The organism is Streptomyces sp. NPDC091209 (assembly GCF_044757755.1).
Taxonomy (GTDB): domain Bacteria; phylum Actinomycetota; class Actinomycetes; order Streptomycetales; family Streptomycetaceae; genus Streptomyces.
Genome location: NZ_JBIVVR010000003.1, coordinates 1 through 25,986, shown reverse-complemented (window position 1 = coordinate 25,986; position 25,986 = coordinate 1). Strand labels below are relative to the sequence as shown.

General features: G+C 69.6%; 27 protein-coding genes. 17 read left to right on the top strand and 10 right to left on the bottom strand.

Annotated features, from left to right (window positions below):
• The first annotated feature begins 42 nt into the window (after positions 1-42).
• Genes pstC through pstB form a run of 3 tightly spaced genes read left to right on the top strand, consistent with a single transcriptional unit; the run spans position 43 to position 2,930 of the window.
• On the top strand, positions 43-1,050 hold the full coding sequence (gene pstC / locus ACIQRL_RS10285; protein ID WP_401330782.1) for a phosphate ABC transporter permease subunit PstC: 1,008 nt from the start codon (positions 43-45) through the stop codon (positions 1,048-1,050).
• On the top strand, positions 1,047-2,105 hold the full coding sequence (gene pstA, locus ACIQRL_RS10280; protein ID WP_401329662.1) for a phosphate ABC transporter permease PstA: 1,059 nt from the start codon (positions 1,047-1,049) through the stop codon (positions 2,103-2,105). The genes pstC and pstA overlap by 4 nt, the downstream gene beginning before the upstream one ends.
• A 48-nt stretch (positions 2,106-2,153) precedes the next feature.
• Positions 2,154-2,930, top strand: a complete 777-nt coding sequence (pstB, locus tag ACIQRL_RS10275; protein ID WP_355759908.1) for a phosphate ABC transporter ATP-binding protein PstB — start codon at positions 2,154-2,156, stop codon at positions 2,928-2,930.
• Positions 2,931-3,307: 377 nt separating this feature from the next.
• Here the strand turns inward: pstB and ACIQRL_RS10270 are convergent, their stop codons facing one another.
• Both ACIQRL_RS10270 and ACIQRL_RS10265 read right to left on the bottom strand, forming a co-directional pair.
• A complete protein-coding gene (locus ACIQRL_RS10270; protein ID WP_401329659.1) occupies positions 3,308-4,306 on the bottom strand; it encodes an anion permease in 999 nt (332 codons plus the stop codon).
• A gap of 7 nt (positions 4,307-4,313) precedes the next feature.
• Entirely contained in the window at positions 4,314-4,934 is a 621-nt protein-coding gene (locus ACIQRL_RS10265; protein ID WP_355841050.1) for a DUF47 family protein, read from the bottom strand.
• A gap of 237 nt (positions 4,935-5,171) precedes the next feature.
• Between ACIQRL_RS10265 and ACIQRL_RS10260 the strand changes: the two genes are divergently transcribed.
• Positions 5,172-5,528 carry a metal-sensitive transcriptional regulator gene (locus tag ACIQRL_RS10260; protein WP_356758132.1) on the top strand — a complete coding sequence of 119 codons (357 nt, stop codon included), beginning with the start codon at positions 5,172-5,174 and terminating at the stop codon, positions 5,526-5,528.
• A gap of 201 nt (positions 5,529-5,729) precedes the next feature.
• On the opposite strand, the gene ACIQRL_RS10255 is transcribed toward ACIQRL_RS10260, so the two are convergent.
• Together ACIQRL_RS10255 and ACIQRL_RS10250 are read right to left on the bottom strand one after the other, a co-directional pair.
• Positions 5,730-5,921 carry a hypothetical protein gene (locus tag ACIQRL_RS10255; RefSeq protein ID WP_401329657.1) on the bottom strand — a complete coding sequence of 64 codons (192 nt, stop codon included), beginning with the start codon at positions 5,919-5,921 and terminating at the stop codon, positions 5,730-5,732.
• Positions 5,922-6,051: 130 nt separating this feature from the next.
• Complete coding sequence (locus ACIQRL_RS10250) at positions 6,052-6,885, bottom strand: hypothetical protein (RefSeq protein ID WP_401329654.1); 834 nt, start codon at positions 6,883-6,885, stop codon at positions 6,052-6,054.
• Between the two features lie 118 nt (positions 6,886-7,003).
• On the opposite strand from ACIQRL_RS10250, the gene ACIQRL_RS10245 reads away from it, so the two are divergent.
• A complete protein-coding gene (locus ACIQRL_RS10245) occupies positions 7,004-7,174 on the top strand; it encodes a hypothetical protein (protein WP_401329651.1) in 171 nt (56 codons plus the stop codon).
• 398 nt (positions 7,175-7,572) lie between these two features.
• The gene (locus ACIQRL_RS10240) at positions 7,573-9,147 is read left to right on the top strand and encodes an FAD-binding oxidoreductase (protein ID WP_401329648.1); all 1,575 of its coding nucleotides are present in this window, start codon (positions 7,573-7,575) and stop codon (positions 9,145-9,147) included.
• A 19-nt stretch (positions 9,148-9,166) separates the two neighbouring features.
• On the opposite strand, the gene ACIQRL_RS10235 is transcribed toward ACIQRL_RS10240, so the two are convergent.
• The 4 genes from ACIQRL_RS10235 to ACIQRL_RS10220 form a co-directional block, all read right to left on the bottom strand.
• Positions 9,167-9,868, bottom strand: a complete 702-nt coding sequence (locus ACIQRL_RS10235) for a phosphatase PAP2 family protein (RefSeq protein WP_401329645.1) — start codon at positions 9,866-9,868, stop codon at positions 9,167-9,169.
• Between the two features lie 194 nt (positions 9,869-10,062).
• The gene (locus ACIQRL_RS10230) at positions 10,063-11,070 is read right to left on the bottom strand and encodes an NlpC/P60 family protein (protein ID WP_401329642.1); all 1,008 of its coding nucleotides are present in this window, start codon (positions 11,068-11,070) and stop codon (positions 10,063-10,065) included.
• A 105-nt stretch (positions 11,071-11,175) separates the two neighbouring features.
• Positions 11,176-11,955: a trypsin-like serine peptidase gene (locus tag ACIQRL_RS10225; RefSeq protein WP_401329640.1), complete on the bottom strand. Its 780-nt coding sequence runs from the start codon at positions 11,953-11,955 to the stop codon at positions 11,176-11,178.
• A gap of 112 nt (positions 11,956-12,067) precedes the next feature.
• On the bottom strand, positions 12,068-12,514 hold the full coding sequence (locus ACIQRL_RS10220) for an ATP-binding protein (RefSeq protein WP_401329637.1): 447 nt from the start codon (positions 12,512-12,514) through the stop codon (positions 12,068-12,070).
• 207 nt (positions 12,515-12,721) lie between these two features.
• On the opposite strand from ACIQRL_RS10220, the gene ACIQRL_RS10215 reads away from it, so the two are divergent.
• Genes ACIQRL_RS10215 through ACIQRL_RS10205 form a run of 3 tightly spaced genes read left to right on the top strand, consistent with a single transcriptional unit; the run spans position 12,722 to position 14,035 of the window.
• Complete coding sequence (locus ACIQRL_RS10215; RefSeq protein WP_401329634.1) at positions 12,722-13,567, top strand: helix-turn-helix domain-containing protein; 846 nt, start codon at positions 12,722-12,724, stop codon at positions 13,565-13,567.
• Positions 13,568-13,578: 11 nt separating this feature from the next.
• Complete coding sequence (locus ACIQRL_RS10210) at positions 13,579-13,767, top strand: DUF397 domain-containing protein (RefSeq protein WP_401329632.1); 189 nt, start codon at positions 13,579-13,581, stop codon at positions 13,765-13,767.
• Positions 13,760-14,035, top strand: a complete 276-nt coding sequence (locus ACIQRL_RS10205) for a DUF397 domain-containing protein (RefSeq protein ID WP_401329630.1) — start codon at positions 13,760-13,762, stop codon at positions 14,033-14,035. Before ACIQRL_RS10210 ends, ACIQRL_RS10205 begins: the two co-directional genes overlap by 8 nt.
• Before the next feature lie 17 nt (positions 14,036-14,052).
• Here ACIQRL_RS10205 and ACIQRL_RS10200 read toward each other — a convergent pair whose 3' ends face one another.
• A complete protein-coding gene (locus tag ACIQRL_RS10200) occupies positions 14,053-14,697 on the bottom strand; it encodes an SRPBCC family protein (RefSeq protein ID WP_401329627.1) in 645 nt (214 codons plus the stop codon).
• A 387-nt stretch (positions 14,698-15,084) separates the two neighbouring features.
• Here ACIQRL_RS10200 and ACIQRL_RS10195 point away from each other — a divergent pair, with 387 nt between their 5' ends.
• The 7 genes from ACIQRL_RS10195 (at position 15,085) to ACIQRL_RS10165 (ending at position 24,233) form a co-directional block, all read left to right on the top strand.
• Entirely contained in the window at positions 15,085-16,410 is a 1,326-nt protein-coding gene (locus ACIQRL_RS10195; protein WP_401329625.1) for a peptidase S8, read from the top strand.
• 518 nt (positions 16,411-16,928) lie between these two features.
• On the top strand, positions 16,929-17,237 hold the full coding sequence (locus tag ACIQRL_RS10190; RefSeq protein WP_037622434.1) for a hypothetical protein: 309 nt from the start codon (positions 16,929-16,931) through the stop codon (positions 17,235-17,237).
• Positions 17,238-17,447: 210 nt separating this feature from the next.
• Positions 17,448-18,296: a hypothetical protein gene (locus tag ACIQRL_RS10185; protein WP_401329622.1), complete on the top strand. Its 849-nt coding sequence runs from the start codon at positions 17,448-17,450 to the stop codon at positions 18,294-18,296.
• Positions 18,286-19,611: a hypothetical protein gene (locus tag ACIQRL_RS10180; protein WP_401329620.1), complete on the top strand. Its 1,326-nt coding sequence runs from the start codon at positions 18,286-18,288 to the stop codon at positions 19,609-19,611. The genes ACIQRL_RS10185 and ACIQRL_RS10180 overlap by 11 nt, the downstream gene beginning before the upstream one ends.
• On the top strand, positions 19,608-21,167 hold the full coding sequence (locus ACIQRL_RS10175; RefSeq protein WP_401329617.1) for an SCO6880 family protein: 1,560 nt from the start codon (positions 19,608-19,610) through the stop codon (positions 21,165-21,167). Before ACIQRL_RS10180 ends, ACIQRL_RS10175 begins: the two co-directional genes overlap by 4 nt.
• Positions 21,168-21,181: 14 nt before the next feature.
• On the top strand, positions 21,182-22,606 hold the full coding sequence (locus tag ACIQRL_RS10170) for an ATP-binding protein (RefSeq protein ID WP_401329614.1): 1,425 nt from the start codon (positions 21,182-21,184) through the stop codon (positions 22,604-22,606).
• Between the two features lies 1 nt (position 22,607).
• On the top strand, positions 22,608-24,233 hold the full coding sequence (locus tag ACIQRL_RS10165; RefSeq protein ID WP_401329611.1) for a type IV secretory system conjugative DNA transfer family protein: 1,626 nt from the start codon (positions 22,608-22,610) through the stop codon (positions 24,231-24,233).
• Between the two features lie 32 nt (positions 24,234-24,265).
• On the opposite strand, the gene ACIQRL_RS10160 is transcribed toward ACIQRL_RS10165, so the two are convergent.
• Entirely contained in the window at positions 24,266-24,817 is a 552-nt protein-coding gene (locus ACIQRL_RS10160) for a GNAT family N-acetyltransferase (protein WP_401330780.1), read from the bottom strand.
• 156 nt (positions 24,818-24,973) lie between these two features.
• Between ACIQRL_RS10160 and ACIQRL_RS10155 the strand changes: the two genes are divergently transcribed.
• Positions 24,974-25,735, top strand: a complete 762-nt coding sequence (locus tag ACIQRL_RS10155) for a CDP-alcohol phosphatidyltransferase family protein (RefSeq protein WP_401329608.1) — start codon at positions 24,974-24,976, stop codon at positions 25,733-25,735.
• Positions 25,736-25,986 lie beyond the last annotated feature (251 nt).

Below are 25,986 nucleotides of genomic sequence, written 5' to 3'. Positions count from 1 at the left end.
GGAGCCGCCACTCGATCCGGCTCCGCAGACCGGAGACTCATGATGGACATAACGACACATAACACTGCATCACCTCCCCCCACCCCACGATCTTCGGATGCCTCGCGGAAGCGTGCCGCCCGCGGCGCCACCCGTCCCGGCGACCGCGTGTTCCTCGCGCTCTCCCGCGGCTCCGGCATCCTCCTTCTGGTGATCATGGCCGCGATCGCGGTCTTCCTCACCTACCGCGCCTCCCTCGCGCTCAGCAAGAACGAGGGCAACTTCCTCACGACGTTCGAGTGGAACACCAACACCATTCCGCCGGTCTTCGGCATCGCGGTGCTGGCCTTCGGCACGGTGGTCTCCGCGATCATCGCCATGGCCCTCGCGGTCCCGGTCGCCGTCGGAATCGCGCTGTTCATCACGCACTACGCACCGCGCAAGCTCGGCGGACCCATCGCGTACGTGATCGACCTGCTCGCCGCCGTCCCGTCCATCGTGTACGGCCTGTGGGGCGCGATCATCCTCGTGCCGCACCTGACCGGCCTGTTCGGCTGGCTCGACCACTACTTCGGCTGGACCGGCATCTTCGCCTGGCAGGGCGGAGCACCCCGCACGATGCTCACCGTCGGCATCCTGCTCGCGATCATGATCCTTCCGATCATCACCAACGTGAGCCGTGAGGTCTTCCGCCAGGCGCCGCAGATGCACCAGGAAGCCGCGCTCGCCCTCGGCGCCACGCGCTGGGAGGTCATCCGCATGTCGGTGCTGCCCTTCGGCCGCTCCGGCGTGATCTCCGCCTCGATGCTCGGCCTCGGCCGCGCGCTCGGCGAGACGATGGCCGTCGCCACCGTGCTCTCCCCGACCTTCCAGATCCAGGCCAGCCTGCTCGACCCGGGTGGCGGCACGTTCGCGCAGAACATCGCGAGCAAGTTCAGCGAGGCCACGGTGTTCGGCCAGGACGCCCTGATCGCCTCGGGTCTCGTCCTGTTCATCATCACGCTGCTGGTCAACGGCGCGGCGCGCTACATCATCAACCGCCGCAAGGAGTACTCGGGGGCCAACGCATGAGCAACGCACCCGTCACCCGAAAGCACGCCAGCACGCTGCGCGGCGGCAGTCTCCCGAAGTGGGCCCCCTGGGCCATCGCCGCGGGCTCCCTCGCCGTCGCCGTCGGTATCGGTCTGGGCTTCGGTCTGGACAGCAAGGTCCAGTGGGGCCTGATCGCCGCGCTCCTCTTCCTCCTCGGCACCTACGTCATCGCGACCCGCGTCGAGGGCCGCCGCCAGGCCAAGGACCGCATCGCCACCACCCTGGTGTGGGCCTGCTTCGTCGTCGCGGTCATCCCGCTGGCCTCCCTGATCTGGGAGACCGTCAAGCGTGGTGTGAAGGTCTTCGACACGTACTTCCTGACCCACTCCATGGGTGTCGTCGCCGACAACGAGCCCGGCGGCGGTATCTACCACGCGCTGATCGGCACCCTGGAGCAGGTGGGCATCGCGACCCTGATCGCCGTGCCGATCGGTGTGCTCACCGCGATCTACCTCGTCGAGTACGGACGCGGCAAGCTCGCCGGCGCGGTCACCTTCTTCGTCGACGTCATGACGGGTATCCCGTCGATCGTCGCCGGCCTGTTCGTTCTCAGCTTCTGGATCCTGATCCTGGGTATGGGCTACTCCGGCTTCGCCGGCGCGATGGCCCTGGCGATCCTGATGATGCCCGTGGTGGTCCGCTCCACCGAGGAGATGCTCAAGCTCGTCCCGAACGAGCTGCGCGAGGCCTCCCTCGCACTCGGCATCCCGAAGTGGCGCACCATCCTCAAGGTGGTCCTGCCGACCTCCATCGGCGGTATCACCACGGGCGTGATGCTCGCGGTCGCCCGTATCGCCGGCGAGACCGCTCCCGTGCTGCTGTTGGTGTGGGGTACGAACTTCATCAACAACAACCCGTTCGACGGCCCGCAGGCCTCGCTCCCGCTGTACATCTACCGCCAGTACAGCGCCGGAACCGATGTGGCCACCGACCGGGCGTGGGCGGCAGCACTGGCCCTCATCCTCTTCGTCATGATTCTCAACATGGGGGCGCGCGCCATCGCACGCTGGAAGGCCCCCAAGACGGGCCGCTGACGCGGCCGATCAGCGACCCGATCCTTTGCGAAAGAAGCAGTGATTGACATGGCCAAGCGAATCGACGTAAGCGGTCTCACCGCCTACTACAGCGCCCACAAGGCGATCGAAGACATCTCGATGACGGTCGAGCCCCGCTCCGTGACGGCCTTCATCGGCCCCTCCGGCTGCGGCAAGTCGACCTTCCTGCGCACCCTGAACCGCATGCACGAGGTCACCCCCGGTGGCCGCGTCGAGGGCAAGGTGCTCCTGGACGACGAGGACCTGTACGGGAACGGGATCGACCCCGTCGCCGTGCGCCGCACCATCGGCATGGTCTTCCAGCGCCCCAACCCGTTCCCCACGATGTCGATCTTCGACAACGTGGCGGCGGGCCTGAAGCTGAACGGCTCCTACAAGAAGTCCGAGCTCAGCGACATCGTCGAGCGGTCCCTCAAGGGCGCGAACCTCTGGAACGAGGTCAAGGACCGGCTGAACAAGCCCGGCTCCGGCCTGTCCGGCGGTCAGCAGCAGCGTCTGTGCATCGCGCGGGCGATCGCGGTCGAGCCCCAGGTCCTCCTCATGGACGAGCCCTGCTCGGCCCTGGACCCGATCTCCACCCTCGCCATCGAGGACCTGATCGGTGAGCTGAAGGAGCGCTTCACGATCGTCATCGTGACGCACAACATGCAGCAGGCCGCCCGCGTCTCCGACCGCACCGCGTTCTTCAACCTCTCCGCGGTCGGCCAGCCCGGCCGCCTCATCGAGATAGACGACACGGAGCGCATCTTCTCCAACCCGTCCGTCCAGGCCACGGAGGACTACATCTCCGGTCGCTTCGGCTGACCGGACCGCCTCCCGAAACCCCTCGCGGTGCTGCATGGCGGTGCCACCGCGAGGACGAGAAGGGCCCGCCCCTGGCTCCCGGGGGCGGGCCCGTTCGTTTACCCGCACCCCGCGAGCCGGGCCGGAACCTCTCCCCCGGAAGCCTCCGGACCTGGGCCTCCGGCCCACGCGCGGCTCGTACCACCCCCTGCGATCGCACCCCCGCGATCCCACCCGCCGGCACCGACCGGCCCGCCACCCCGTACGGCGGAACAGCGAGAGCCCGCCCACCCCGCGCGGCGGAACACCTGCGGCAGGAAACGCCGAGGGCCGGCCCTCTCGGAGGACCGGCCCCGGAACATCAGGTGCCGCGGAAGCGAACCGAAGCGAACCCGCTCCTACAGGAACGCCAGGTTCACGACCCAGAAGCTGCACGCGGCGACGATCGCGGCGGCCGGCATGGTGATGAACCAGCCGAGAACGATGTTCTTGGCGACGCCCCACCGCACCGCGTTCACCCGCTTCGTCGCCCCGACACCCATGATCGCCGAGGTGATGACATGGGTCGTGGAGATCGGCGCCTTGAAGAGGTAGGCCGTGGTGAACATGATCGACGCACCGGTCGTCTCGGCCGCGAAGCCCTGCGGCGGATCGAGTTCGATGATCTTCCGCCCGAGCGTCCGCATGATGCGCCAGCCGCCCGCGTACGTCCCCAGCGACAGCATCGCCGCGCAGGTGATCTTCACCCAGACCGGGATCGGGGCGTTCGGCCCCTGGACGTCGGCGATGACCAGCGCCATCACCACGACCCCCATCGTCTTCTGGGCGTCCTGAAGACCGTGCCCGAGCGCCATACCGGCCGCGGACACCGTCTGCGCGATACGGAAACCGCGCTTGGTCTTGTGCGGGTTGGACCGCCGGAACATCCACATGATCGTGGCCATCACGAGATAGCCGACGAGCAGACCGACGACCGGCGAGACGAACATCGGGATGATGACCTTGTCGAGCAGGCCGCTCCAGTAGACCGTCGTGCCACCGGCCAGCGCCGCGCCGACCATGCCGCCGAACAGGGCGTGCGAGGACGAGGACGGCAGACCGAAGTACCAGGTGATCAGGTTCCAGGTGATCGCGCCGATCAGCGCGGCGAAGAGGATGCCCATCCCCTTCGACCCCTCGGGCGTCTGGATCAGCCCCTCGCTGACGGTCTTGGCGACCCCGCTGCCGAGGAACGCGCCGGCGAGGTTCATCACCGCGGCCATGGCGAGCGCGGCCCGCGGCGTCAGGGCGCGCGTCGACACGGAGGTGGCGATGGCGTTCGCCGAGTCGTGGAAGCCGTTGGTGTACGTGAAACCGAGCGCGACCCCGATGGTCACGATCAGAGCGAAGGTGGCCATGAAGGGGTCAGGACTCCTTGACGGCGATGGTCTCCACCGTGTTCGCCACGTGCTCGAACGCGTCGGCCGCTTCCTCCAGCACATCCACGATCTGCTTGAGCTTCAGCACCTCGATGGCGTCGTACTTGCCGCTGAAGAGGTGGGCCAGCAGCTTGCGGTGGATCTGGTCGGCCTGGTTCTCCAGACGGTTGACCTCGATCCAGTACTCCGTGAGGTTGTCCATGGTCCGCAGGTTGGGCATGGCCTCGGCGGTCAGCTCCGCGGCCCGCGCCAGCACCTCGATCTGCTGCTCGACACCCTTGGGAAGCTCCTCGACGTTGTAGAGGACGACGAGATCGACGGCCTCCTCCATGAAGTCCATGATGTCGTCGAGGGAAGAGGCGAGGTTGTAGATGTCCTCGCGGTCGAAGGGCGTGATGAAGGAGGAGTTCAGCTGGTGGAAGATCGCGTGTGTCGCGTCGTCACCAGCGTGTTCCGCGGCCCGCATACGCTCTGCGATCTCGGCCCGAGCGGAAGCGTCCGCCCCGAGCAGTTCCATCAGGAGTTTCGAGCCCGTGACGATGTTGTCCGCGGATGCGGAGAACATGTCGTAGAAGCTCGTCTCCCTGGGGGTCAGACGAAAGCGCACGTTGGGGTCCTCGGGGTGCTTCGGTTCGGTCAGGCTGATGCTAGGTGCATCGTCCGGCCACGGCTAATGGGCCGTCCCCCAGTGTCGCCCATCGAGCAAAGTGATCGGCACGGGGTCCGGTACCGGCACCAGGCAAGGGGGCTATACCCAGCAAAGTTCGATACCATATACCCACTAGGGGTATATGTAAGTGGCGTTTCAGACAGGATCGCCGATCGGATCCAGCAGGAGGACGCGATGACGACCACCGAGGCCGGCGCGGCGGCGCCCTCCGGCGACGCGCAGGAGATCGTGACCGACCACGACCGCGGCATCCACGGCTACCACCAGCAGAAGGACGAGCACCTGAAGCGGCTGCGCCGCATCGAGGGGCAGATCCGCGGCCTCCAGCGGATGGTCGACGAGGATGTCTACTGCATCGACATACTCACCCAGGTGTCCGCCTCCACGAAGGCCCTTCAGTCCTTCGCCCTGCAGCTCCTGGAGGAGCACCTGCGCCACTGCGTCGCGGACGCGGCCCTCAAGGGCGGCGACGAGATCGACGCGAAGGTCGAGGAAGCGACGAAGGCGATCGGCCGCCTGCTCCGCACCTGAGAAACCCGGCCGACACGGAAGACGCGAGGGACACGAGAGATACGCCGCATGTGACATGCGTGACGTATGGACCGTATCGACCGTATCGCTTGTATCGCCCGTAGGGGACGGCGGAGCCTCTTCCTCCCGGGAAGCACCGAGAAGGACCGGGAAGAACGGAAGGGACCGGAACCGGCAGGGACGGGATGGCGCCGGAAAGGACTAGTCCTCCGTACCCGGCTGCTCGGGAGCGCGTTCTTCGGCCACATTCAGCACCGCGTCGATGCTCTCCAGGCTGAGCCGGTCCTCGTGGGCCGCGGAGGCCGCGATGATCAGCTCGCCGCACAGCTCGATCTCGGCGAGGGCCACGTGGTCCTGAACTGCCGCACCGCCGACCGGAGCCACGCGCGTCACCTCTTCCTGCCGTCACCGACTTCCTAGAGTAGGGAGCGGCCTACACACCGCGCATGGCACGGAAGGGCCATTTCCGGCCCTCCTGTGAAGCTACGGCTCCGGATGCTCTTGCCCATTTCCCCTGAACCCACTACTCCGCGATCTTCCCGGCGTAGATGTCCGAGGAATCCGGCAGCCGTACGGCGACGGGGCTGCCGAAGTCGTACAGCAGGAGCGTCGAGGCGACCGCGACGGTGCCCTTCCGCTGTCCGTTGACGAAGCTGAACCGATGCCTGACCTTGCGCAGCCGTCCCTGGTCGTCGAGGTACGCGTCGAAGGGCACCTCGGTCGTGGCGAACCCCTTCGCTGCCGCCCTCATTGCCGGCGCCTGCCCCTGCGGGGCGTCCCGCGCGGCGACGTCGAGGTCGGCGGTCCCGCGATAGTGCCGCACCGGGATCCCGGCGACCTCGGTCCTCCCCACATAGGTCACCGCCCGCGCGCCGCGCAGCAGTTCGGCCGCGGCGTACGGGTCGGTGGCGCCGCCCGTGACCAGGTTCCCGTCCGTGAGACCGGCCGTCGCCACCCGGACCCATTTGTCGGCGGGCACTCCGGCGCCCCGGTTCTTCATGAACAGGGCACCCGGGGCGAGGAGTTCGGTGATCGGCCGGTGCTCGGCCGCGCCCGCGGGGTCCTGCGGCAGCAGCACCTTCAGCCGCCCCGTCTGCTTCCTGAAGTCGTACACGCCCTGCCCGCGGATGGTGACCCGGGTCCCGCCGGTGGCCATCTCCATCGACGTACTGGTCTTCGCGCTGCCGGCGCGCTCCAGCGCGGTCACGGCCCGGCGCAGTGCCTCGACGGTGCCGGGCCCGGTGCGGACGTCCCCAGCGGCCGCCCCGCCGCCCGAACATCCGGTGCCACCGAGCATGAGCCCCGCCGCGACGAACACGGCCACGACCGCCGCCCGTCCCTGCTGCTGCGCCACCATCGTCCACCGACCCCCAGCCGGTCCGTCCCGGGCCTTCCCGTCCGTCCGGTTAACGACGGGTAGGGGCGCCCGTCACGCGACAGGAATCCGTTCACTTGGCTTGGGTAACGTTGTGGGCGTGGAGCATCTGGACGAGACGGCACCTCTCCCCGACCACCGGACGACCACCGTCGAGCAAGGCCCCTTCTGCCTGGCCCGTTGCACCTGCGGCTGGCGAGGCCCGGCGCGCCGCGCCAGAAGCCAGGCCCGCACGGACGGGGCGACGCACACCCTGGCCATGACCCCCTGAACCGCTCTGCCGCACCAGCTCTTCCGCCCCCTCCGCCCCACCCTGGGGCGTCGGCCGGAGGGGCTGCATCTTCACGCCCGTGAGGGTCTGCACCCAAGCGACCGTGCACCCGCAGCCGGGATCCGTTGCGAGGGGACGTGCCGGTACATCAAATGCCCGCAGGCCGGGCGGATCACCACCCACCCACGCCTCGAAACCCCGGGGGGATCCGCTCGGATGCGGGCGGATGTACCGGCACGGCCCCGCCCCACCCACCGGTCTCAGCCGACCCCCCACCGCCGACGCCCGGAAACCGGCGTGCTGGGATACGGAGCGCTGTAGCGGTTCTGCGACATGCGCAGGTGGAACCCCCGGGCCCGGGTGCCCGTCTCGTTCCACGGAACCCACGGGAGGCGCACATGCAACGGCGTTCGTTCATCGGCGGAGCCACCGCCGTCCTCGCGGCGGCGGCGACGTCCGCCTGCAACGGCAGTGACAGCGGCGACGGCAAGGCCGCGGGCACGAGCGCCCCGAGCAGCGCGGCCGAGACCACCGGCATCCGCACGGCGACCGCGAGCAGTCGCGCGGCGGCCAACTGGCTCGCGCTGTCCCATCAGCTCGACGGCGCCCTGATACGCCCCGGCGACCACAGCTGGCCGGCCGCCCACCAGCTGTACAACACGCGCTTCGACAACCTGAAGCCCGCCGCCGTCGCCTATGTCGCGCACGCCGACGACATCCGCACCACCATGGACTACGCCCGCGCCCACGGCGTGAAGGTGTCGATCCGCAACGGCGGCCACTCCTACGCGGGTTGGTCCTCCGGCGACGGCCGCCTGGTCATCGACGTCTCCAAGCTGAACAAGATCCGCGCCTCGGCGAACGAGGCGGTCGTCGGCGCCGGTTCCAAGCTGATCGACGTCTACCGCGCGCTGGCCGCGAAGGGCGTCACCATCCCCGCGGGTTCCTGCCCCACCGTGGGTGTCTCCGGTCTGACCCTGGGCGGCGGCCACGGCGTCGTGTCACGGGCGTACGGACTGACCTGCGACAGCCTCACCCAGGCGACGCTGATCACCGCCGACGGCAAGCAGCTCACCGCGAACGCCACCGAGAACAAGGACCTGTTCTGGGCCCTGCGCGGCGCCGGCAACGGCAACTTCGGCGTCGTGACCGAGCTCCGCTTCAGGACCCACCCGGCACCGCAGGGTGTCTCGGCGTACATGACCTGGCCGTGGGCCAAGGCCGCCGCCGTGGTGAAGGCCTGGCAGGAATGGGGGCCGAGCCAGCCGGACGAGATCTGGTCGTCCTGCCACCTGGCCAACGCGGCCGGGGGCACCCCCACCGTCTCCATAGCCGCCTTCTCGCTCGGCACCTACGGCGAACTCCAGAACGCCGTGGACCGACTGGCCGAGCGGATCGGCTCCCCCGCGCGCAGCGTCTCCCTCAAGAGGCGCTCGTACGAGGAGTCGATGGAGGTGTACGCGGGCTGCTCGTCGTTCTCCGCCGACGCCCAGTGCCACCTGCCGGGTTCGACGCCGGGCCGCAGCCCGCAGGGCGCCCTCGGCCGCGAGACGTACGGGGCCCGTTCGGACTTCTTCGACCGCTCGATCTCGGCGGCCGGTGTCCAGACGCTCCTGAACCAGATCTCCGCGGTCCGCGGCGGCGCGGGAAGCATCGCGCTCACCGCGCTCGGCGGCGCCGTGAACCGTGTCGCGCCCACGTCCACGGCGTTCGTGCACCGACGCTCGCGCATGCTCGCCCAGTACATCGTCTCCTGGCGGGCGGGCACCTCCGGCAGCACCGCGCAGTCCTGGCTGACGGGCGCCCACAACGCGATGTCCCGGTACGCCTCGGGCGCGGCCTACCAGAACTACACGGACGCGACGCTGACCGACTGGCGCAAGGCGTACTACGGCGACGCGGCCACCCGCCTGACGGCCCTGAAGCACCAGTACGACCCGAACCGCTTCTTCTCGTTCCCCCAGGCGCTGTAGCTCCCAGGCCGCTCGGGGACTACGCGGCGAGGTCCCGTTCCTCCGTGTTCTCGGCCCGCGCCCCCGGGATCAGGGTCTGGTGCCCGGCGGGTGCGGCGCCCCGCGCGCGGATCAGCCGGCCCGCGCGCGGAGCCGTCTCCACCGCCTTCATGACCGGGGTCAACAGGGCCATGGCGAGCGGCGACAGCAACAGGACGACGGCCGTACCGAGCGCGAACCCGCCGATGACGTCCGTCGGGTAGTGCACGCCCAGGTAGACGCGGCAGAACCCTTCGAGCAGCGCGAGCCCTATCCCGACGAGCCCGAACTTCCGGTTGGCGACGAAGAGTCCGACGCCCATCGCCATGGTGATCGTCGCGTGGTCGCTGACGAAGGAGAAGTCGGTCTTGCCGCTCACGAGGACGTCGAGGCCCGGATGGTCGCGAAAGGGGCGCGGGCGCTCCACGAAGCCCCTTATCGGAACGTTCACCAGGAGGGCGACACCGGCCGCGAGCGGTGCCCAGACCAGTGCGGCCACGGACGAGGCCGCGTCGTCCCCGCCCCGCCGCCGCACGCTCGACCAGCACCACACGACCAGCAGGGCCATCGCGAGCAGGAGACCCCACTCGCCGACGAACTCCATGATCCGGTCGAACCAGTGCGGCGCGTGCTTGGCCAGGCCATTGATGTCGTACAGCAGGTCGACGTCGGGGTTCGAACCGGATTCGGCGAGTCCAGCCATGGCGCTGTGGCCCCTTCGTCGTCTTTCCCGCGGCCGCGCGCTTTCGCGCGCCGCTCGATCCACCCCCGTGGTTGTAGATCAGTTCTCTACGTCAAAAGGAACGCACGGTCCCCTCCATTACGTTCCGCACTCCACGGAACGATCACGCTTACGTTATCGAAGAGAGATACATCGCCGCAGATCAGAGGGTGGTTTCATACCGAAGTGGGCAAGGCTTTCGCGCCATCCGCGGTCACCCGGGTGGCTCCGAAGTAGTCGGGCGTGTCGACGGGATCGAACCGGATGACGGCACCCGACCGGGGGGCGTCGATCATGTATCCGCCGCCCACGTAGATGCCCACGTGCCGGATGGCCCGGGAGTTGGTGAGGTCGTCCGAGAAGAACACCAGGTCCCCGGGCAGGAGTTCCTCGCGCTTGGGGTGCGGCCCCGCGTTGTACTGGTCGTTGGCGACCCGCGGCAGGGTCACCCCGACGCTTTCGTACGAGGCCTTGGTGAGACCCGAGCAGTCGAACCGACCGCCCTGGTCAGCGGTGCCGTTGCCGCCCCACAGGTAGGGCGTGCCGAGCTTCTTCTGTGCGTACGTGATGGCCGCCGCGGCCTGCTTCGAGGGGTCCACGCGGGTCACCGGCGCGGCGAAACTCTTCGCCAGCGTGGTGATCGTCTTCACGTAGTTCCGGGTCTCCGCGTACGGCGGCACGCCCCCGTACTTGATGACGGCGTAGGCGCCCGCGTTGTAGGCGGCGAGCATGTTCTCGGTGACGTTTCCGGGGGCGTTCTTCACATAGGCGGCGAGCTCGCAGTCGTACGAGGCGGCCGACGGAATCGCGTCATTCGGGTCCCATACGTCGCGGACGCCGTCCCCGTTGCCGTCGACTCCGTGGGTGGCCCACGTCCCCGGAATGAATTGCGCTATCCCTTCCGCCGCCGCGGGACTCTTCGCGTTCGGATTGAATCCGCTCTCCTGATACAACTGCGCGGCGAGCAGCGCGGGATTGATCGCGCCGCAGAGATTGCCCCACTTCTGTACGAGGGGCTGGTACGCGGCGGGTACGGCGCCCTTGGCGAGTCCGACCGAACCGCCGCCGATCCCGTTGGCGAGGTTCCCGGCGACGACGTAGACGCCGACGACGAGCAGGGACACGAAGCCGAGCCCGGCGCCGACGGCAGCGGTCGCCACGATCCAGGCCTTACGCACCGTCAACCGCCCCTCACCGCACAGGAGTCCGCCGACGTCAGTGTAGAGGCGGGCTCCGCGCGAGAGGGCTGTCGCGCACGTCGGCGGAGAACATGTTCGGCCGGACAGGCCCTAGCCGGCTCGGCCGGCCTGCTGGTACAGCTCGTCGGCCTCGGTCCCGAACACGGCGCTGTACGAGACGTCGTCGGTGTCCCCGCCCTGCTCGTGGCCGCCGATGACGCCGACGACCGCCCCGTCCCCGTTCACCCAGGGGCTGCCGCTGGTCCCGCCGGCGAAGGCGGGGCATTCGACGCGCTGCTGCGTACGGCTCTGCACGGTGGGCTTGTCGGTGCAGGTGATGGGGGTGTCGACGGTGCCGGGGTATCCGGTGACGGTGACGGCGGTGGCCCCGGTGGCGCGGTGCGCGGCGAAGGCGTTCCCGCCTCCGACGGCGTCCTCGACCTCCTTGCCGTCGTGGGTACCGAGGACGGCGAAGGCGACGTCGCTGTCCTCGTCCTGGTCGTTCAGCCACCCTTCGGGGAGGAAGACGCCCTGGACGTCCCAGAACCCGTACGGCGCGGTGCCGTCCCGGAAGCCGGGCGCGAAGGACAGTTGCGCCTCGCCGTCCAGGCAGTGGGCGGCGGTGAGGACGAGGTCCCGCCCCGCGCTGTGCACGACGGAGGCGGTGCAGAAGTGGCCGCCGCTGCCGCCGCTCGCGGCGCTCCCGTGGAACAGGGCGCCCACGCGCGCGTTCCGGCCGTTCTCGGCGGCCTGGACGGTCACACCGAACGGCCCGGGACCGTCGTCGGCCGACGCGACGGACGAGGACGTCACCGCCAGCAGCACGAGGGCCGCACCGAGCAGTGCGGGCCGCCGGGTGTCTGGGAGACGGGTGATGCGGATGCTCTTCATCGCCCCTCACCTTGCCGCAAGCGGGTGAGAAAAACCTCGGACCAGTCCGAGTATCACCTGAGAAGCCGCACCTCGCCCGGCCACTTCCGCCCGAAGGGCCCCATGCCCCGGTTCAGCCCCGCGCCCGCCCGGCGTCGCGGCACTCCGCCCACAGCAGCTTCCCGCCCCGCGACGCCCCCAGCTCACGCAGTACGGACACCCCCCACGCGTCGGCGCAGGCCCGTACGAGGTGCAGCCCCCGGCCGTGCTCGGCCTCCCGCGAGGGCGGACCCACGGGGGCGCCCTCCCGGAATCCGGCCGGGACGGTCGGGTCCGAGTCCCACACGGCGACCCGCAGCCGGTCGGGTTCCGCCCACAGGACGCGCAGGGCACAGGGGCCGGGTGCGTGCAGATGGGCGTTGGTGAGGAGTTCGGAGGCCAACAGCTCTGCCATGGGCGTGAGTTCGGAGAGCTGGTGCGCGGCGAGGACGGCCCGGAGAGTCACGCGGGCGATGCCCGGGGCTCGTGGATCGTGCGGGAGTTGGAGGGTGTAGGACCAGGGCGGGGATACGGTTGCCATGGAAGTCTCCGATCACGGAGGGGAGTTGGGTGGTGTCATGTCGCTACGGTGCCCAGTGACCGCGGCCGCTCCGTCGAGCGGGGTGCTTCTGGGCGGGGTCCCAGCAATAAGGTAGCCGCGCCCGGTAAAGGCGTTCACCGGATAGCGAGAATCGGCTTTACTACCACCCATGTGAGTGACAAACACCAGCAAGGAGGCCGCGAGCCCGTGAGGACGAACCCGACGGGTCGCCAGCTCCGCTTCGGCACGGAGCTGCGCAAACTCCGCGAACGCGCGGGCCTGACGTCGACCGAGGCCGGTCAACTCATGGGAATCAAGCAGACCCAGGTCAGCAACATGGAGGCCGGGCGCGTCGGGGTGAGCGCCGAACGCGTCCAGACGCTGGCCTCCCACTACGCCTGCCTGGACAGAGCCCTGGTCCGAGCACTCAGCGACATGACCGCCCACCGCGTCCGCGGCTGGTGGGAGGAGTACCGCGAGATCCTGCCCGCCGGGCTGCTGGACCTCGCCGAGATGGAGCACCACGCCACACGGCTGACCGCCGGGATCACCGCCCACGTCCCCGGCCTGCTCCAGATCCACGATCACGCCCGCGAGGTCTTCCGCCAGGTCGTACCGGAACTCTCGCCGCCCGACATCGAGCACCGGCTGTCGTTCCGGATCAAGCGTCAGGCCGTCCTCTTCGACGACTCCCCGACGCCTTACCGGGCTGTTCTCCACGAAGCCGCCCTGCGCATGCAGTTCGGCGGCCCGGCCGTCACGAAGAAGCAGCTCCGGCACATCCTCGACATGAGCGAGCACCCGCACATCGCCGTCCAGGTCATCCCGTTCACCGCCGGGGCCTACCCCGGGTCCGGGCAGTCGATCCTGTACGCCCATGGAACCGTCCCCCAGCTCGACACGGTGCACCTCGACCAGTCCCACGGCTCAGCTCTGCTCGACGCCGAGACCCAGCTCGACAAGTACCGCGTACTCCTGCAGCGCATGACGGACGTCGCCCTCGACACCCACGCGTCACGGAAGTTCATCCACGGCATCGCCCAGGACCTGTGAAGGGACCCCACATGCGCACCGCCACCTGGCAGAAGTCCTCCTACTGCGGCGAGGGGGAAGCCTGCATACACCTGGCCGGAGGGCCCGACGCGGTCCGCCTGACCGAATCCGGTGACCCCCGCGGAGCGATACTCACCGCCGCCCCCGCGGCCTTCCGTTCCCTCCTCCGCACGCTCAAGAAGGAACAGGACCGTGGCTGACATCCCCTCGGACCTCGACTGGGTGCGGGCCGCGCCCGACGACGCGACAGGGCCGGGGCCCTGGATCGAACTCGCCTTCGGCGCCGACGACCTGGTGTACATCCGGGAGACCGGCGACCCGGCGAACGTCGTCACCACCACCCGCAGGAAGTGGGACGCGTTCGTCCTGGGCGTCCAGGCGGGCGAGTTCGACCACTTCGTCGAGGGGCTGGAGGACGAGGGGCTCGAACACGAGCGGCCCCCGGCTTCCGCCGAGGACCGCTCATGACGTGAGACCGAGCGGCCTCACTCGGGCGGTTCGGCCCCCGTGTACGCCGCCGTGGTCCGGTCCGCCGAGCCCCGGGCGCCGTCCTCGGGCTCACCGGCGGCGACATTCGCCTCGTACCAGCTCTCGCTGCTCAGCGTGATGAAGCGGCGGCCCTCGTCGGAGGCCAGCCACTCCGTGCTCTCCTTCGGGTCCACGGAGCCGCCCGGGGACCCGAGGTGGCCGGCCAGGCCCATCAGGCCGAGGTCCCAGCCGACGCCGACCGCCCCGGGCCCGAACTGCGCCCAGCGTTCGTCGCCGACGTGGGCGATGTGGTCGAGCTCGAACCGGGTGCGGTCCCCCTCGGGGGTCACGCGCACCTCGATCCAGCTGACGTCGCCGCCGTACTCCCAGGTGGCGCTGAAGCTTTCCGGCGGCTCGCAGCGCTCGATCGTGCCGCCCGCGTTGCCTTCGAGCTGGTAGGTCCCGCCGAGGCGGAGGTCGCCGGAGACGGGCAGGAACCAGCGGGGGATGCGCTCGGCGCTGGTGCAGGCGTCCCAGACGTCCTCGACCGTCGCGTCGTAGGTCTGGCTCAGCGTCACCACACGGGCCTCGCCCGCCTTGAACTCGCGCGTGTCGACGGTGCGGCGCACGGCGTTGATCTGGTAGATCACGTCGATGATCACGATTGCTCCTCCGAGGTCTTCCCTTGCCGTCGCCGGACTTCCTCGGGCGACGCTCCCGCTTCCCCCGCGCCGGCTCGGTCCCGCAGGGCGTTCCCTATCACGAAAGCGCACGACCGTCCGGAGAACGCCCCACCGTCACCAGTGCAATTCCCCTGAACGGGCTGTGAGTTGGGTCAAGCGGCCGTCAGCCTCCAGCCATCCGGGGGCCATGGGGAGGTCACGCGCCCGCCGCCTTCGGTAAGGCGGAAGTAAGGCTTCCATAAGCCCCTTGTTGTCGCGTACTCAACAAGGGATGGTCGTCGGCGGGCCGCACGGCCCACCGCCGGGGACACCCCACCGGCGGCGCACCCGCACCGCCCCTGCAAACCACTCCCAGGAGGCTGTCCGTTGCGCACCACACTCCCCAAGAGACCTTCTGCCGGCCCGACGCGCGGCAGCTGGCGCCGAACCGGCGCGGCCGTCCTCGGCGCCGCCGCCCTCGTCCTCGCGGGCCTCGGCGCCGCCGGGACCGCGGACGCCCGTACCGGCGCCCCCAAGGTGACCCCCCACGTGAGCTGGACCAGGGCGTGCGCGACGCCCACCAAGGCCGACGTCGCCGCCTGCAACGCCATGCGGGTCACCGGCGGCGTCACCGAGTACATGGCGGAGCATGGCTACGCCGAGGGCGTCACCCCCGAGGCCGCCGACGCCTCCACGCCGTCCGGCTTCGGGCCGACGGACCTCCAGGCCGCGTACGGCCTGACCTCCGCGGCGGCCTCCAACGGCTCCGGCGAGACCATCGCCATCGTCGACGCCTACAACGACCCCAACGCCGAGGCCGACCTGGCGACCTACCGCTCGTACTACGGCCTCTCGGCCTGTACCAAGGCCAGCGGCTGCTTCAAGCAGGTCAGCCAGACCGGCTCGACCACCTCACTGCCGACGAGCGACAGCGGCTGGGCCGAGGAGGAGTCCCTCGACCTCGACATGGCGAGCGCCATCTGCCCGAAGTGCAACATCCTCCTCGTCGAGGCCAAGTCCTCCACGATGGCCAACCTCGGCATCTCCGTGAACGAGGCCGTCACCCTGGGCGCGAAGTACGTCTCGAACAGCTACGGCGGTTCCGAGTCGTCCTCCGACACCACGTACGACACCTCGTACTTCAAGCACACCGGTGTCGCCATCACCGTCAGCGCGGGTGACTCGGCCTACGGCGCCGAGTACCCGGCCGCCTCGCAGTACGTCACCTCCGTCGGCGGCACCGCGCTGACCAAGGCGACCTCCACGACCCGCGGCTGGACCGAGTCGGTCTGGAAGACCAGCAGCACCGAGGGCACCGGCTCCGGCTGCTCCTCGTACGACGCCAAGCCGACCTGGCAGACCGACACGGGCTGCTCCAAGCGCACCATCTCCGACGTCTCCGCGGTCGCCGACCCGGCCACCGGGGTCGCGGTGTACGACTCGTACGGCATCACGGCCGGCTGGTACACGTTCGGCGGAACCAGCGCCTCGTCTCCGATCATCGCGGGCGTCTACGCCCTCGGCGGCACCCCGTCGAGCGGCTCCTACCCGGCGAAGTTCCCGTACACGAAGGCCGGCACCTCGGCGCTCAACGACGTGACCTCGGGCAACAACGGCACCTGCACCACCAGCTACCTCTGCACCGCCACCACGGGCTACGACGGCCCGACCGGCTGGGGCACCCCGGAGGGTGTCACCGCCTTCACCGGCTGACCTCCGGAGTGCGGGCGGCCACCGGGAAACGTGGGGTTCCTCGGCGGCACCCGGAGAACGGGCCGCGGCAACCAGCCGCGGCCCGTTCCTCGTGCCGGATAGCCTTGCTCCGAAGCATCGGCCCGGCGTACCGCGTCCACCCCGCGCGGACACGGCGACCCGGGGAACAACGGCTCGACGAACCGTCAGAAGCGGTCCTTCGGGCCCCCGTCCGTTCGAATTCGCCCCGCGCGCGAGCCGTAGAAGGGGACAACGACGGAACCACACGCCAGGTTTCGCTACCGCTTCATTGCCCGGCGTGACCAGCCGTGATACACAGAGTGACGATACGACTCTTCGTATACCGCCGTACGCCTCCCGAGAGGGTCCCGCGTACGCCGGTGACAAGGAATTCGTACGAATCCCGCCAACCAATGACGTCAAGTCGACATACGACGGCGTCATTGTCGGCGAGAATGGGCCCGACCTCTGCGCAGTGGCAGGGGGTGCAGAACTACCCACCAGGGGCGGTGACTTACATGCTTTTCGCAGCCGACAAGGGCGACATCAACACAATCATCGGTGGAATCGCCCCGGACTGGGGTCCCTTCGGCAGCCTGGGCAACGAAGCGAAGGTGATGGTCGAGGTGGTGATGGCGGTCGCCATCCTGCTCTGCCTCGGCATCGCGATCTGGGGCGCGGCCAAACAGCGCATCGGCGCGACCGCCCTCCGCGACACCTTCAGCGCCGAACAGGGCAAGGGCCTCATCATCGCCGGGCTCACGGGAGTCTTCATCATCGGTTCCCTCGGCACGCTCTTCACCATCGTGTACGGCATGGCCGTGTAGCCCGGCCCGGGCCGCGCCGCACATGGCGCAGCGTCGGTCCCCGGCCGGGCTCGCCCGGAATCCCTCTCCATCGACCCACCCGTCCGTCGTGCCCACCGGCTGAGGTTGCGTTTCCCTGATGTCGAGTCACCACACCGCGCCCGCGCGGGAACCAGCACGGCTACCGTCGTACTACTTGGTTCAGCGAGAGGTTGAGGGGGCGTACGCGGCATGAGTCACGGTGACGAACCCGGGTACGGAGACGGCCCGCGCGGCGAGGACGGGGGGTACGGCGGCTCCGGCCAGACCCGCACCCGGCTGCCCGACCGCCCGGGCGACGTCTACGGCGGGGCGCGGCGGCGCGGGTCCTCCTCGCGGAGCCTGATCACGGTCGTCGGCGTGGTCGTCCTCCTCATCGCCGCGATCGCCTTCGCGAACCGCGGGGACAACGCGGCCTCCTCGGGCGACGGCAACGGCTCCAAGGCGAAGACATCGCCGACGGCGGCCTCCGGAGCGAACCCGGTGACCACCAAGGCCGCAGGCATCCCCACCGGCTTCGCCCACTCCCCCCAGGGCGCACAGAGCGCGGCGGCGAACTATGCGGTGGCGCTGGGTTCGGCCGATATGTTCAACAAGGCCAGGCGGGACCAGATCCTCGCGACCGTGATCACCCCTTCCAAGGTGACCGCCTTCGAGGCGACGCTGGACGAGGCATACACGGCGCAGTTCAACAAGAACGTGGGCCTGAACGAGGACGGCACGGCTCCGCAGGGGTACACGTTCGTCTCGCGGACCAGCCCCATCGGGACCAAGACGACCGCGTCCTCGAACAACACGGCGACCGTGGAGGTCTGGTGCGGTGGTCTGCTCGGCCTCGCCGGTGAGAACTCCACCAATCCGGTCACCAGCAGCTGGTTCACCATCACGATGAAGTTGGAGTGGACCGGTGGCGACTGGAAGATCGTCTCGCACTCCCAGAAGGACGGCCCCGCGCCCGTCCCGGGCGACGACGTGGCCTCCAGCGCCGACGACATCGCGAAGGCTGTCGAGGAGTACGGAGGGTTCACGTATGCTCGCTAACCGCCGCGTACTCAAACTGACCGCAGCAGTCGGGGCCGTACAGGCTTCGGCGGTGCTGCTGGCCACGAGAGCGGTCGCCGCGCCCACGCCGTCACCGTCGCCCTCGGCGAGCAACAACCACTGCAGCCTCATTCACGGCCCCGCCAGGAACTACTGCGAGAGCGGCACCAAGGGATCCGGTAAATCGGGGCTCAGTGGGGACACCGGGGTCGGGTCGACCCTGGATCCGTTGTCCTCCCTGGCGAAGGGCTGCGCCGACGCGGCCTCCTGGACCGTCGACAAGCTCTCCGCCGCCGTGAACGCGACCGCCAACGTCGACTTCACGAACGCCAAGTTCCTCCAGCAGTACGCCGTCGTCTTCGCGGCGTCCTCGATCCTGACGCTGCTCCTGTGGCTGCTGGCCGTGACGAAGCGGGCGGTGCGGGGTGTCCCCCTCGGTACGGCCATCTCCGAGGCGATCGGGTTCCTCTGGCTGACCGTGCTGGCCTCGGCGTTCACCCCGCTGATCCTCTACACGGTGGTGTCGGCGACGGACGGCGTGACAGAGGTGCTCGCCAAGACGACCGGCAACCAGACGGACGCGTTCTTCGGGACGTTCTCCGGCGCCCTGAACAAGGGCGGCAACATCGGCGGCGGCCCGATCATGCTGATCGTCGTCTCGATGGTGTCGATCCTCGCCGCCGGAATCCTCTGGCTGGAGCTGATCATCCGGGCCGCCCTGCTCTACGTCGGCGCCCTCCTCGGCACCGTCGTGTACGCGGGCCTCGTCGACAAGAACCTGTGGGGCCACGTCCGCCGCTGGGCGGGCATCATGATCGCGGTGATCCTGGTGAAACCGGTCATCGTCATCGTGCTCGGCCTCGCCGGAGCCCTCAGCTCCGACAGCGGACCCGACGCGTTCTCCGCCGTCGTCTCCGGGCTCGCCATCATCCTGCTCGCCATCTTCGCCAGCGCGATGATCTACCGCTTCGTACCGGGCTTCGGCGACGAGATCGCCGGCTCCCGCAACAACCGCATCATGCAGGGCGCCGAGGGCAAGGCCGCCGCCGTGATCAGCTCGCCGGCCACCCTGGTCGCGCAGGGCATCAAGACGCACAGCACGCGCGCGGACAACAACGGCGGCGGAGGCGGCAACAGCCAGCCCCGCCCCGCCAACCCCGCCTCCGGCGGTGTGGCCGCGCACAGCAGTCGTACGCCGAACGGAGGCGGCGGATCCGTCCCCTCCGCCGCACCGCCGCCGCGTACCAGCCCGATCAACACCCCGCACGCGAGCAACACCCGCAACAGCAACCGCACGGGAGGTGAAGGGCGTTGACGACCGAGTCCCACCTGTCCCATCTGGTCACGCCCCGCCGTACATATCTGATCGGCCGCGCCCGGCCGAACGCGATCGTCGGCCGGAACCGTGAGTCCGGCGAGATCGCGCTCATCATCGGGGGCGCGTTCCTGGGCATGATGTGCGGCCTGCTCGTCCCGGTGCTGTCCCTGCGGATCGTGCTGCTGATGGGCTTCCCCCTGCTCGCGCTGGCCGCGGTGTACGTCCCGTACAAGCGCCGCACGTTCTACAAGTGGTTCGAGATCAACCGCAGTTACAAGCGGAACCTGCGCCAGGGAACGGCGTACCGCAGCCCCGTGATGGAGTCCGGCACCCGCCTCGACGGCAAGGAGGTCGAGATCGGACCGCCGCCCGGCATCGGGCGGATCTCCTGGCTCGCCGCCCCGTTCGGGCCCGACGAGATCGCCGTGCTGCTGCACGCCGACCGGCGGACCGTGACGGCCGCGATCGAGATCGAGGGACCGGGCGTCGGTCTGCGCGACAGCGAGGACCAGGAGGCCCTCGTCGACCGCTTCGGCACGCTGCTCAAGCACGTGGCGAACGGCGACGGCTTCGTCACCCGCCTCCAGATGCTCGCCCGCACCCTCCCCGCCGACCCGGACGCCCACGCCAAGGACGTCTCCGTACGCGGCGACGAACGCTCTCCCGGATGGCTCCAGCAGTCGTACGACCAGCTCCAGTCGATGGTGTCCACGAGCAGTGAGCAGCACCGGGCCTACCTCGTCGCCTGCATGCACTACTCGCGTGAACTGGCCGCCGAGGCGCACGCCATGGGCCGGGCGGCGCGACCGCAGGGCGGCCGGAAGGTCGACCGGGACGCCGGACTCGCCGTCGTCATGGCACGCGAGCTGACCGACATCTGCTCCCGGCTCCAGGAAGCCGACATCCGCGTACGGCAGCCGCTCGGTCAGGGACGCCTCGCCTCCCTCGTGCACTCGATGTACGACCCCGACCACCCGATCGACCACATCCAGGCGATGACCAAGCGCAACGCCTGGCCGGCCGAGCTGGACGCCATGGAGCCGACGTACCTCCAGGCGAAGACCCGCGAGTCCTCCACCCGCGCGCCCTGGTGCCACGCCACGGCCTGGGTGAAGGAGTGGCCGATGACCCCGGTGGGCGTCAACTTCCTCGCCCCGCTCCTCGTCCACACCCCCGACGTCATCCGCACGGTCGCCGTGACCATGGACCTCGAACCCACCGAGGTCGCCATCGAACGCATGCTGACCGAGAAGACGAACGACGAGGCCGAGGCCAGCCGCGCCGCCAAGATGAACCGGACCGTCGACCCGCGCGACATCGCCTCGCACAACCGCCTCGACCAGCGCGGCGAGGACCTCGCGAGCGGCGCCGCGGGCGTCAACCTCGTCGGCTACATCACCGTGTCCTCCCGCAACCCCGAGGCCCTCGCGCGCGACAAGCGCACGATCCGCGCCTCGGCCGGCAAGTCGTATCTGAAACTGGAGTGGTGCGACCGCGAGCACCACCGTGCCTTCGTCAACACACTGCCGTTCGCCACCGGAATCCGCAGGTAGGGGCTGATGCACTGATGCGGGATCCGCTGTCCGCCGCTACGGACGCCTTCACGTCCTTCCTCTTCGGCAAGGTCGAGACGACCCGCCTGCCCGTGCGCACGTCCACGGGCCAGGCGCAGGCGGTCTACCTGCCCACCGCCGCACCGGGCCTCGGCGACTCGGGCGTCATCATCGGCCGCGAGGTGTACTCCGGCAAGGGCTACATCTACGACCCCTTCCAGCTCTACGGGCAGCAGCTCCCCGCCCCGCACTGGCTGGTCCTCGGAGAGTCCGGCAACGGCAAGTCGGCCCTGGAGAAGACGTACGTCCTGCGGCAGTTGCGCTTCCGCGACCGCCAGGTCGTCGTCCTCGACGCCCAGGGCGAGGACGGCGTGGGTGAATGGAACCTCATCGCGCAGGAGCTGGGGATAACTCCCATCCGGCTCGACCCGACGGCCGCCCTGGACATGGGAATCCGGCTCAACCCGCTCGACCCGACGATCACGACGACGGGCCAGCTCGCGCTGCTGCGCACCATCATCGAGGTCGCGATGGGGCACAGCCTCGACGAGCGGTCGGGCTTCGCCCTGAAGGTCGCGCACGCCTACGTCAACGAGACGATCGTCGAGCGGCAGCCGGTGCTCACCGACATCGTGGAGCAACTGCGTCACCCCGAACCGGAGTCGGCCGAGGCGATGAACGTCGCCATAGACGACGTACGGGCCTGGGGCCTGGACGTGGCACTGGTCCTGGACCGGCTGGTCGACGGTGACCTGAGGGGCATGTTCGACGGCCCGACGACGGTGGGCATCGATCTGGACGCCCCCCTCATCGTCTTCGACCTGTCCCACATCGACCGGAACTCCATCGCCATGCCGATCCTCATGGCGATCGTGGGTGTGTGGTTGGAGCACACCTGGATCCGGCCCGACCGCAAGAAGCGCATCTTCCTGGTGGAGGAGGCGTGGCACATCATCAACAGCCCCTTCGTGGCCCAGCTCTTCCAGCGGCTGCTCAAGTTCGGCCGTCGCCTCGGTCTGTCCTTCGTGGCGGTGGTCCACCACCTGTCGGACGTCGTCGACGGAGCGGCGGCCAAGGAGGCCGCCGCGATCCTGAAAATGGCGTCGACGAGGACCATCTACGCCCAGAAGGCGGACGAGGCACGTTCGACAGGACGGGTCCTCGGCCTGCCCCGTTGGGCGGTAGAGATCATCCCTACGCTGACCCCGGGCATCGCGGTCTGGGACGTCAACGGCAACGTCCAGGTGGTCAAGCACCTCATCACCGAGACCGAACGCCCACTGGTCTTCACCGACCGGGCGATGACGCAGTCGTCCGCCGATCTCCTCTCCGACGACGCGATGCGCGCCGCCGAACTGGAGGCCGAGGAACGGGCGGCCGCCTTCATGGAGCAGCACCTCAGCGATCTCGACGGCTCCACCGAGTCCACGGTGGCTTGAGATGAGCCGGCACCCCGACCAGCACCCCGACCCGCGAGATGCCCGGCACGACCCCCGGCGCGAGGGCCCGGGCGGCATCCCCGACGGCCTGCTGATCGGGGTGCTGGGCTTCCTCCTCGGCATGACCCTGATGGTGTGGACGGCGACCGGCCTCGCGGGCTGGTTCTCCCGCGGCGCCTGGCCGGACGCGATCACCTTCACCCGTACGCCCCTGGCCATGCGGCACCTGATCGGCGCTCCGCACGACATCGCCGGCGCCTGGCCCGACACCCCCGCCGCCCAGCTGTCCGGCTACGGCCTCTTCTGGGGTCTGTTCATCGGCCAGTTGATGGTGCTGCTGGTCCTGGCGGTGTTCGTGATGGGGACGGTGGCGCGATGGCGGGCGGGACGAGCGCGAAGACGCGCCGAGGCCAGGACCGAGGCGTCCCCGGGCACCGGTGATCCGGTGGTGCCGTCGGCCCGGACGGAACAGCCGGCGAAGCCGGCGCACCCGATGTCCGCGCAGCCCCTGGAGACGGCCCACGGACCGGCCGAGGGCGAGCACGCGGGCACCCTCCAGGCACACGAGCCCGCGGGCTCTCAGGTACACGAACACGCGGGCTCTCAGCCGCGCGAACGTGTGGGCGGCCGGCACACCGTCCCCTTGGAGGCCACGGTGTCCCGGCCCGCCACGGCGGGCCGGCCGCAGCCGACGTGGACGTCGGCCCGAGCGGTCGTCCTCGCGCCCCCCGAGACCCGCCACCTCACCGCGGCCCAGGCCGTACGGGACGCGGAGGGCCCGGCTCTCGTCATCACGTCCGACCCCCGCACCTGGTCGGAGACCAAAGACGCCCGCGCCAAGCTGGGCCCCGTCCTCCTCTACGACCCGGCCCATCTGTGCGACACCCCGGCCCGGCTCCACTGGTCCCCCGCGGCAGGCTGCGAGGACAAGGAGACGGCGGCGGCCAGGGCTGCCGCCCTCCTCGCCCCGGTACGCCCCACCGCCAAGGCGGACCAGGCGATGGCCGACGTCGCGGAAACGCTCATGCGCAGCTACCTGCACGCCGCCGCGGTGGAGGGCAAGACCTTCCGCCATGTCCACCGCTGGGCCCAGGGCTCACAGGTGCAGGACGCCGTACGGGCCCTGCGGACGCATCCCAAGGCCGCGTCCGGCGCCGCCGGCGAGCTGGAGGCCGCGCTCGTCTCGCACCCCGAACGCCGGGACATCGCGCAGGAGCTGACGGCCCGTGCCCTTTCGGCCTTCGGCACGGTCAACATCCGCGAATCCTGCACTCCGAACCGAAATGACAGCCTTGCCTTGGATTCCTTCGTCAACGAAGGGGGCACGCTTTATATGATCGGTGAACCCATCGAGGACCCCAAGGCGAGCCCCGGCGCCATGCCGCTCCTGACGGCCCTCGCCTCAAGCGTGGTCGAGCGTGGCCGGCGCATGGCCGAACGGTCATCCTCCGGTCGCCTCGACCCACCACTCACGCTCGTCCTCGACGACATCGCGGCCGTGGCCCCGCTCCCCCAGCTCCCGGACCTCCTGGCGACAGGCCCGGCCCGCGGCCTGCCGACGCTGGCCCTCCTCCGCTCCCGCGAACAACTCCGCTCGCGCTGGCCGCAGTACGAGCTTCCGGTCTGACGCGGATAACGACCTGACGCCTGTCGATCCCTCTACCCCCGAGTGATCACGAACTCCAGCTCCAGCTCCCCGGTGGCTCCGGGCATCGGCACCGTCTCTCCCGTGGGTACGAAACCCGCCTTCCGGTAGAACGCCTGTGCGCGCCCGTTCTTCTCGTGCACGAAGAGCCGCACGCGCTCGAGCCCGCTCTCCCAGGACCACGCGAGAGCGGCGTCGAAGAGCGCCCGGGTCACCCCGGCCCCGCTCCCCCGGTACTCGGGCCGTACGAAGACCCCGACCAGATGCCCCTGGGTCCGCTCGACCATGTTCCCGAACCAATCGGCCACCCCGGCCGCCTCGACCAGCACGGTCACGGACCCGGCCCACACCCCGTCCCCGCCCACGGCCACGAGTTGCTGCCGGTCGACCACACCGGCGGCCACCCCGGCCGTCCGGTCCTGCCAGTAGGCGTCGGACTTGGTGACCGCGTCCTCGTAGGTCTCCAGGAACGCGAGGTGGGCGACGGGGTCCCGCAGGGCGTCGAGCCTGAGCTCCCTCACCTGACGCCACTCGTCGGGACGTATCGAGCGGAACACGTGGGTCATGGGGGTCATGCCGGTCACCGTAGTACGCGCGTACGACAACGATCACCTGATTTCCACCCTGCCGATCGCCTCCGTCCGGACCCCCGTCATGCTCTTCCCTGTACGACATTTGCCAGCCGACCGATCCAGTGCCAGTTCGCCAGGGAGAAACGCCGCATGCCCAAAGTCCAACTAGAGGAACTCCGCAACGTCATTCACCCTGCGGGCAAGCTGGACAGCAGGGCGGAGCACTGGGCCGGCCGCCTCTACATGAGGTCACTCTCCCTGCGCCTGACCCGCCACCTCGTCGACACCCGCATCTCCCCGAACCAGCTCACCGTGATCATGGTCTTCGCGGGGATGCTCTCGGGAGTGGCCCTGATCCTGCCGGGCCTCGGCGGCGCCGTGCTCTCGGTCCTGTTCATGCAGCTCTATCTGCTGCTCGACTGCGTCGACGGCGAAGTGGCCCGCTGGCGGCGCCAGTTCAGCCCGCTCGGTGTCTACCTGGACCGCCTCGGCGCCTACCTCGCCGACGCCGCCGTGATGGTGGGCATGGGTATCCGCGCCTCCGAACTCGGCCTCGACCCCTATCTCGTGGCCGGTCTGGCCGCGGCCATCGGCGTCCTGCTCCTGAAGTCGTCGTCCGACCTCGTCCACGTGGCCCGCTCCGACAGCGGTATGGAGAAGGCGACCGACCAGTCCGTCGTCCCGCGCTCCAGCGGTCTCGCGCAGATCCGCCGGCTGGCCTCGGCGGTCGGCCTCCACCGCCTGGTCAACGGCATCGAGTGCACCATCCTGCTGCTCGGCACCGCGGTCGTCGACCTGGCGCTGGGCGACCTGACGGCCACGCGGATCGCGACCGTCGCCGTGACCGCGATCGTGTGGCTGCTCGTGCCCGCGCACATCGTCTCGATCGTCGCGTCGTCCCGCCTGAAGTAACCGCACCATGAGAAAAGGGGCGGCCTCCACGAGGAGGCCGCCCCTTTTCTCATCCCCCGCCCCGGACCTCGTCGTAAACGCCCCGCGGGCCCCGCGCGAAATGCCTCGTGAGCAAGGACCCTGGAACGCCGAAACCTCTGAACGCAGGAAACCCCTGGAACGCAGAAAACCCCCGTGACCGGTTTCCCGGTACGGGGGTTTCTGTAATATTTGTTCGGCGGCGTCCTACTCTCCCACAGGGTCCCCCCTGC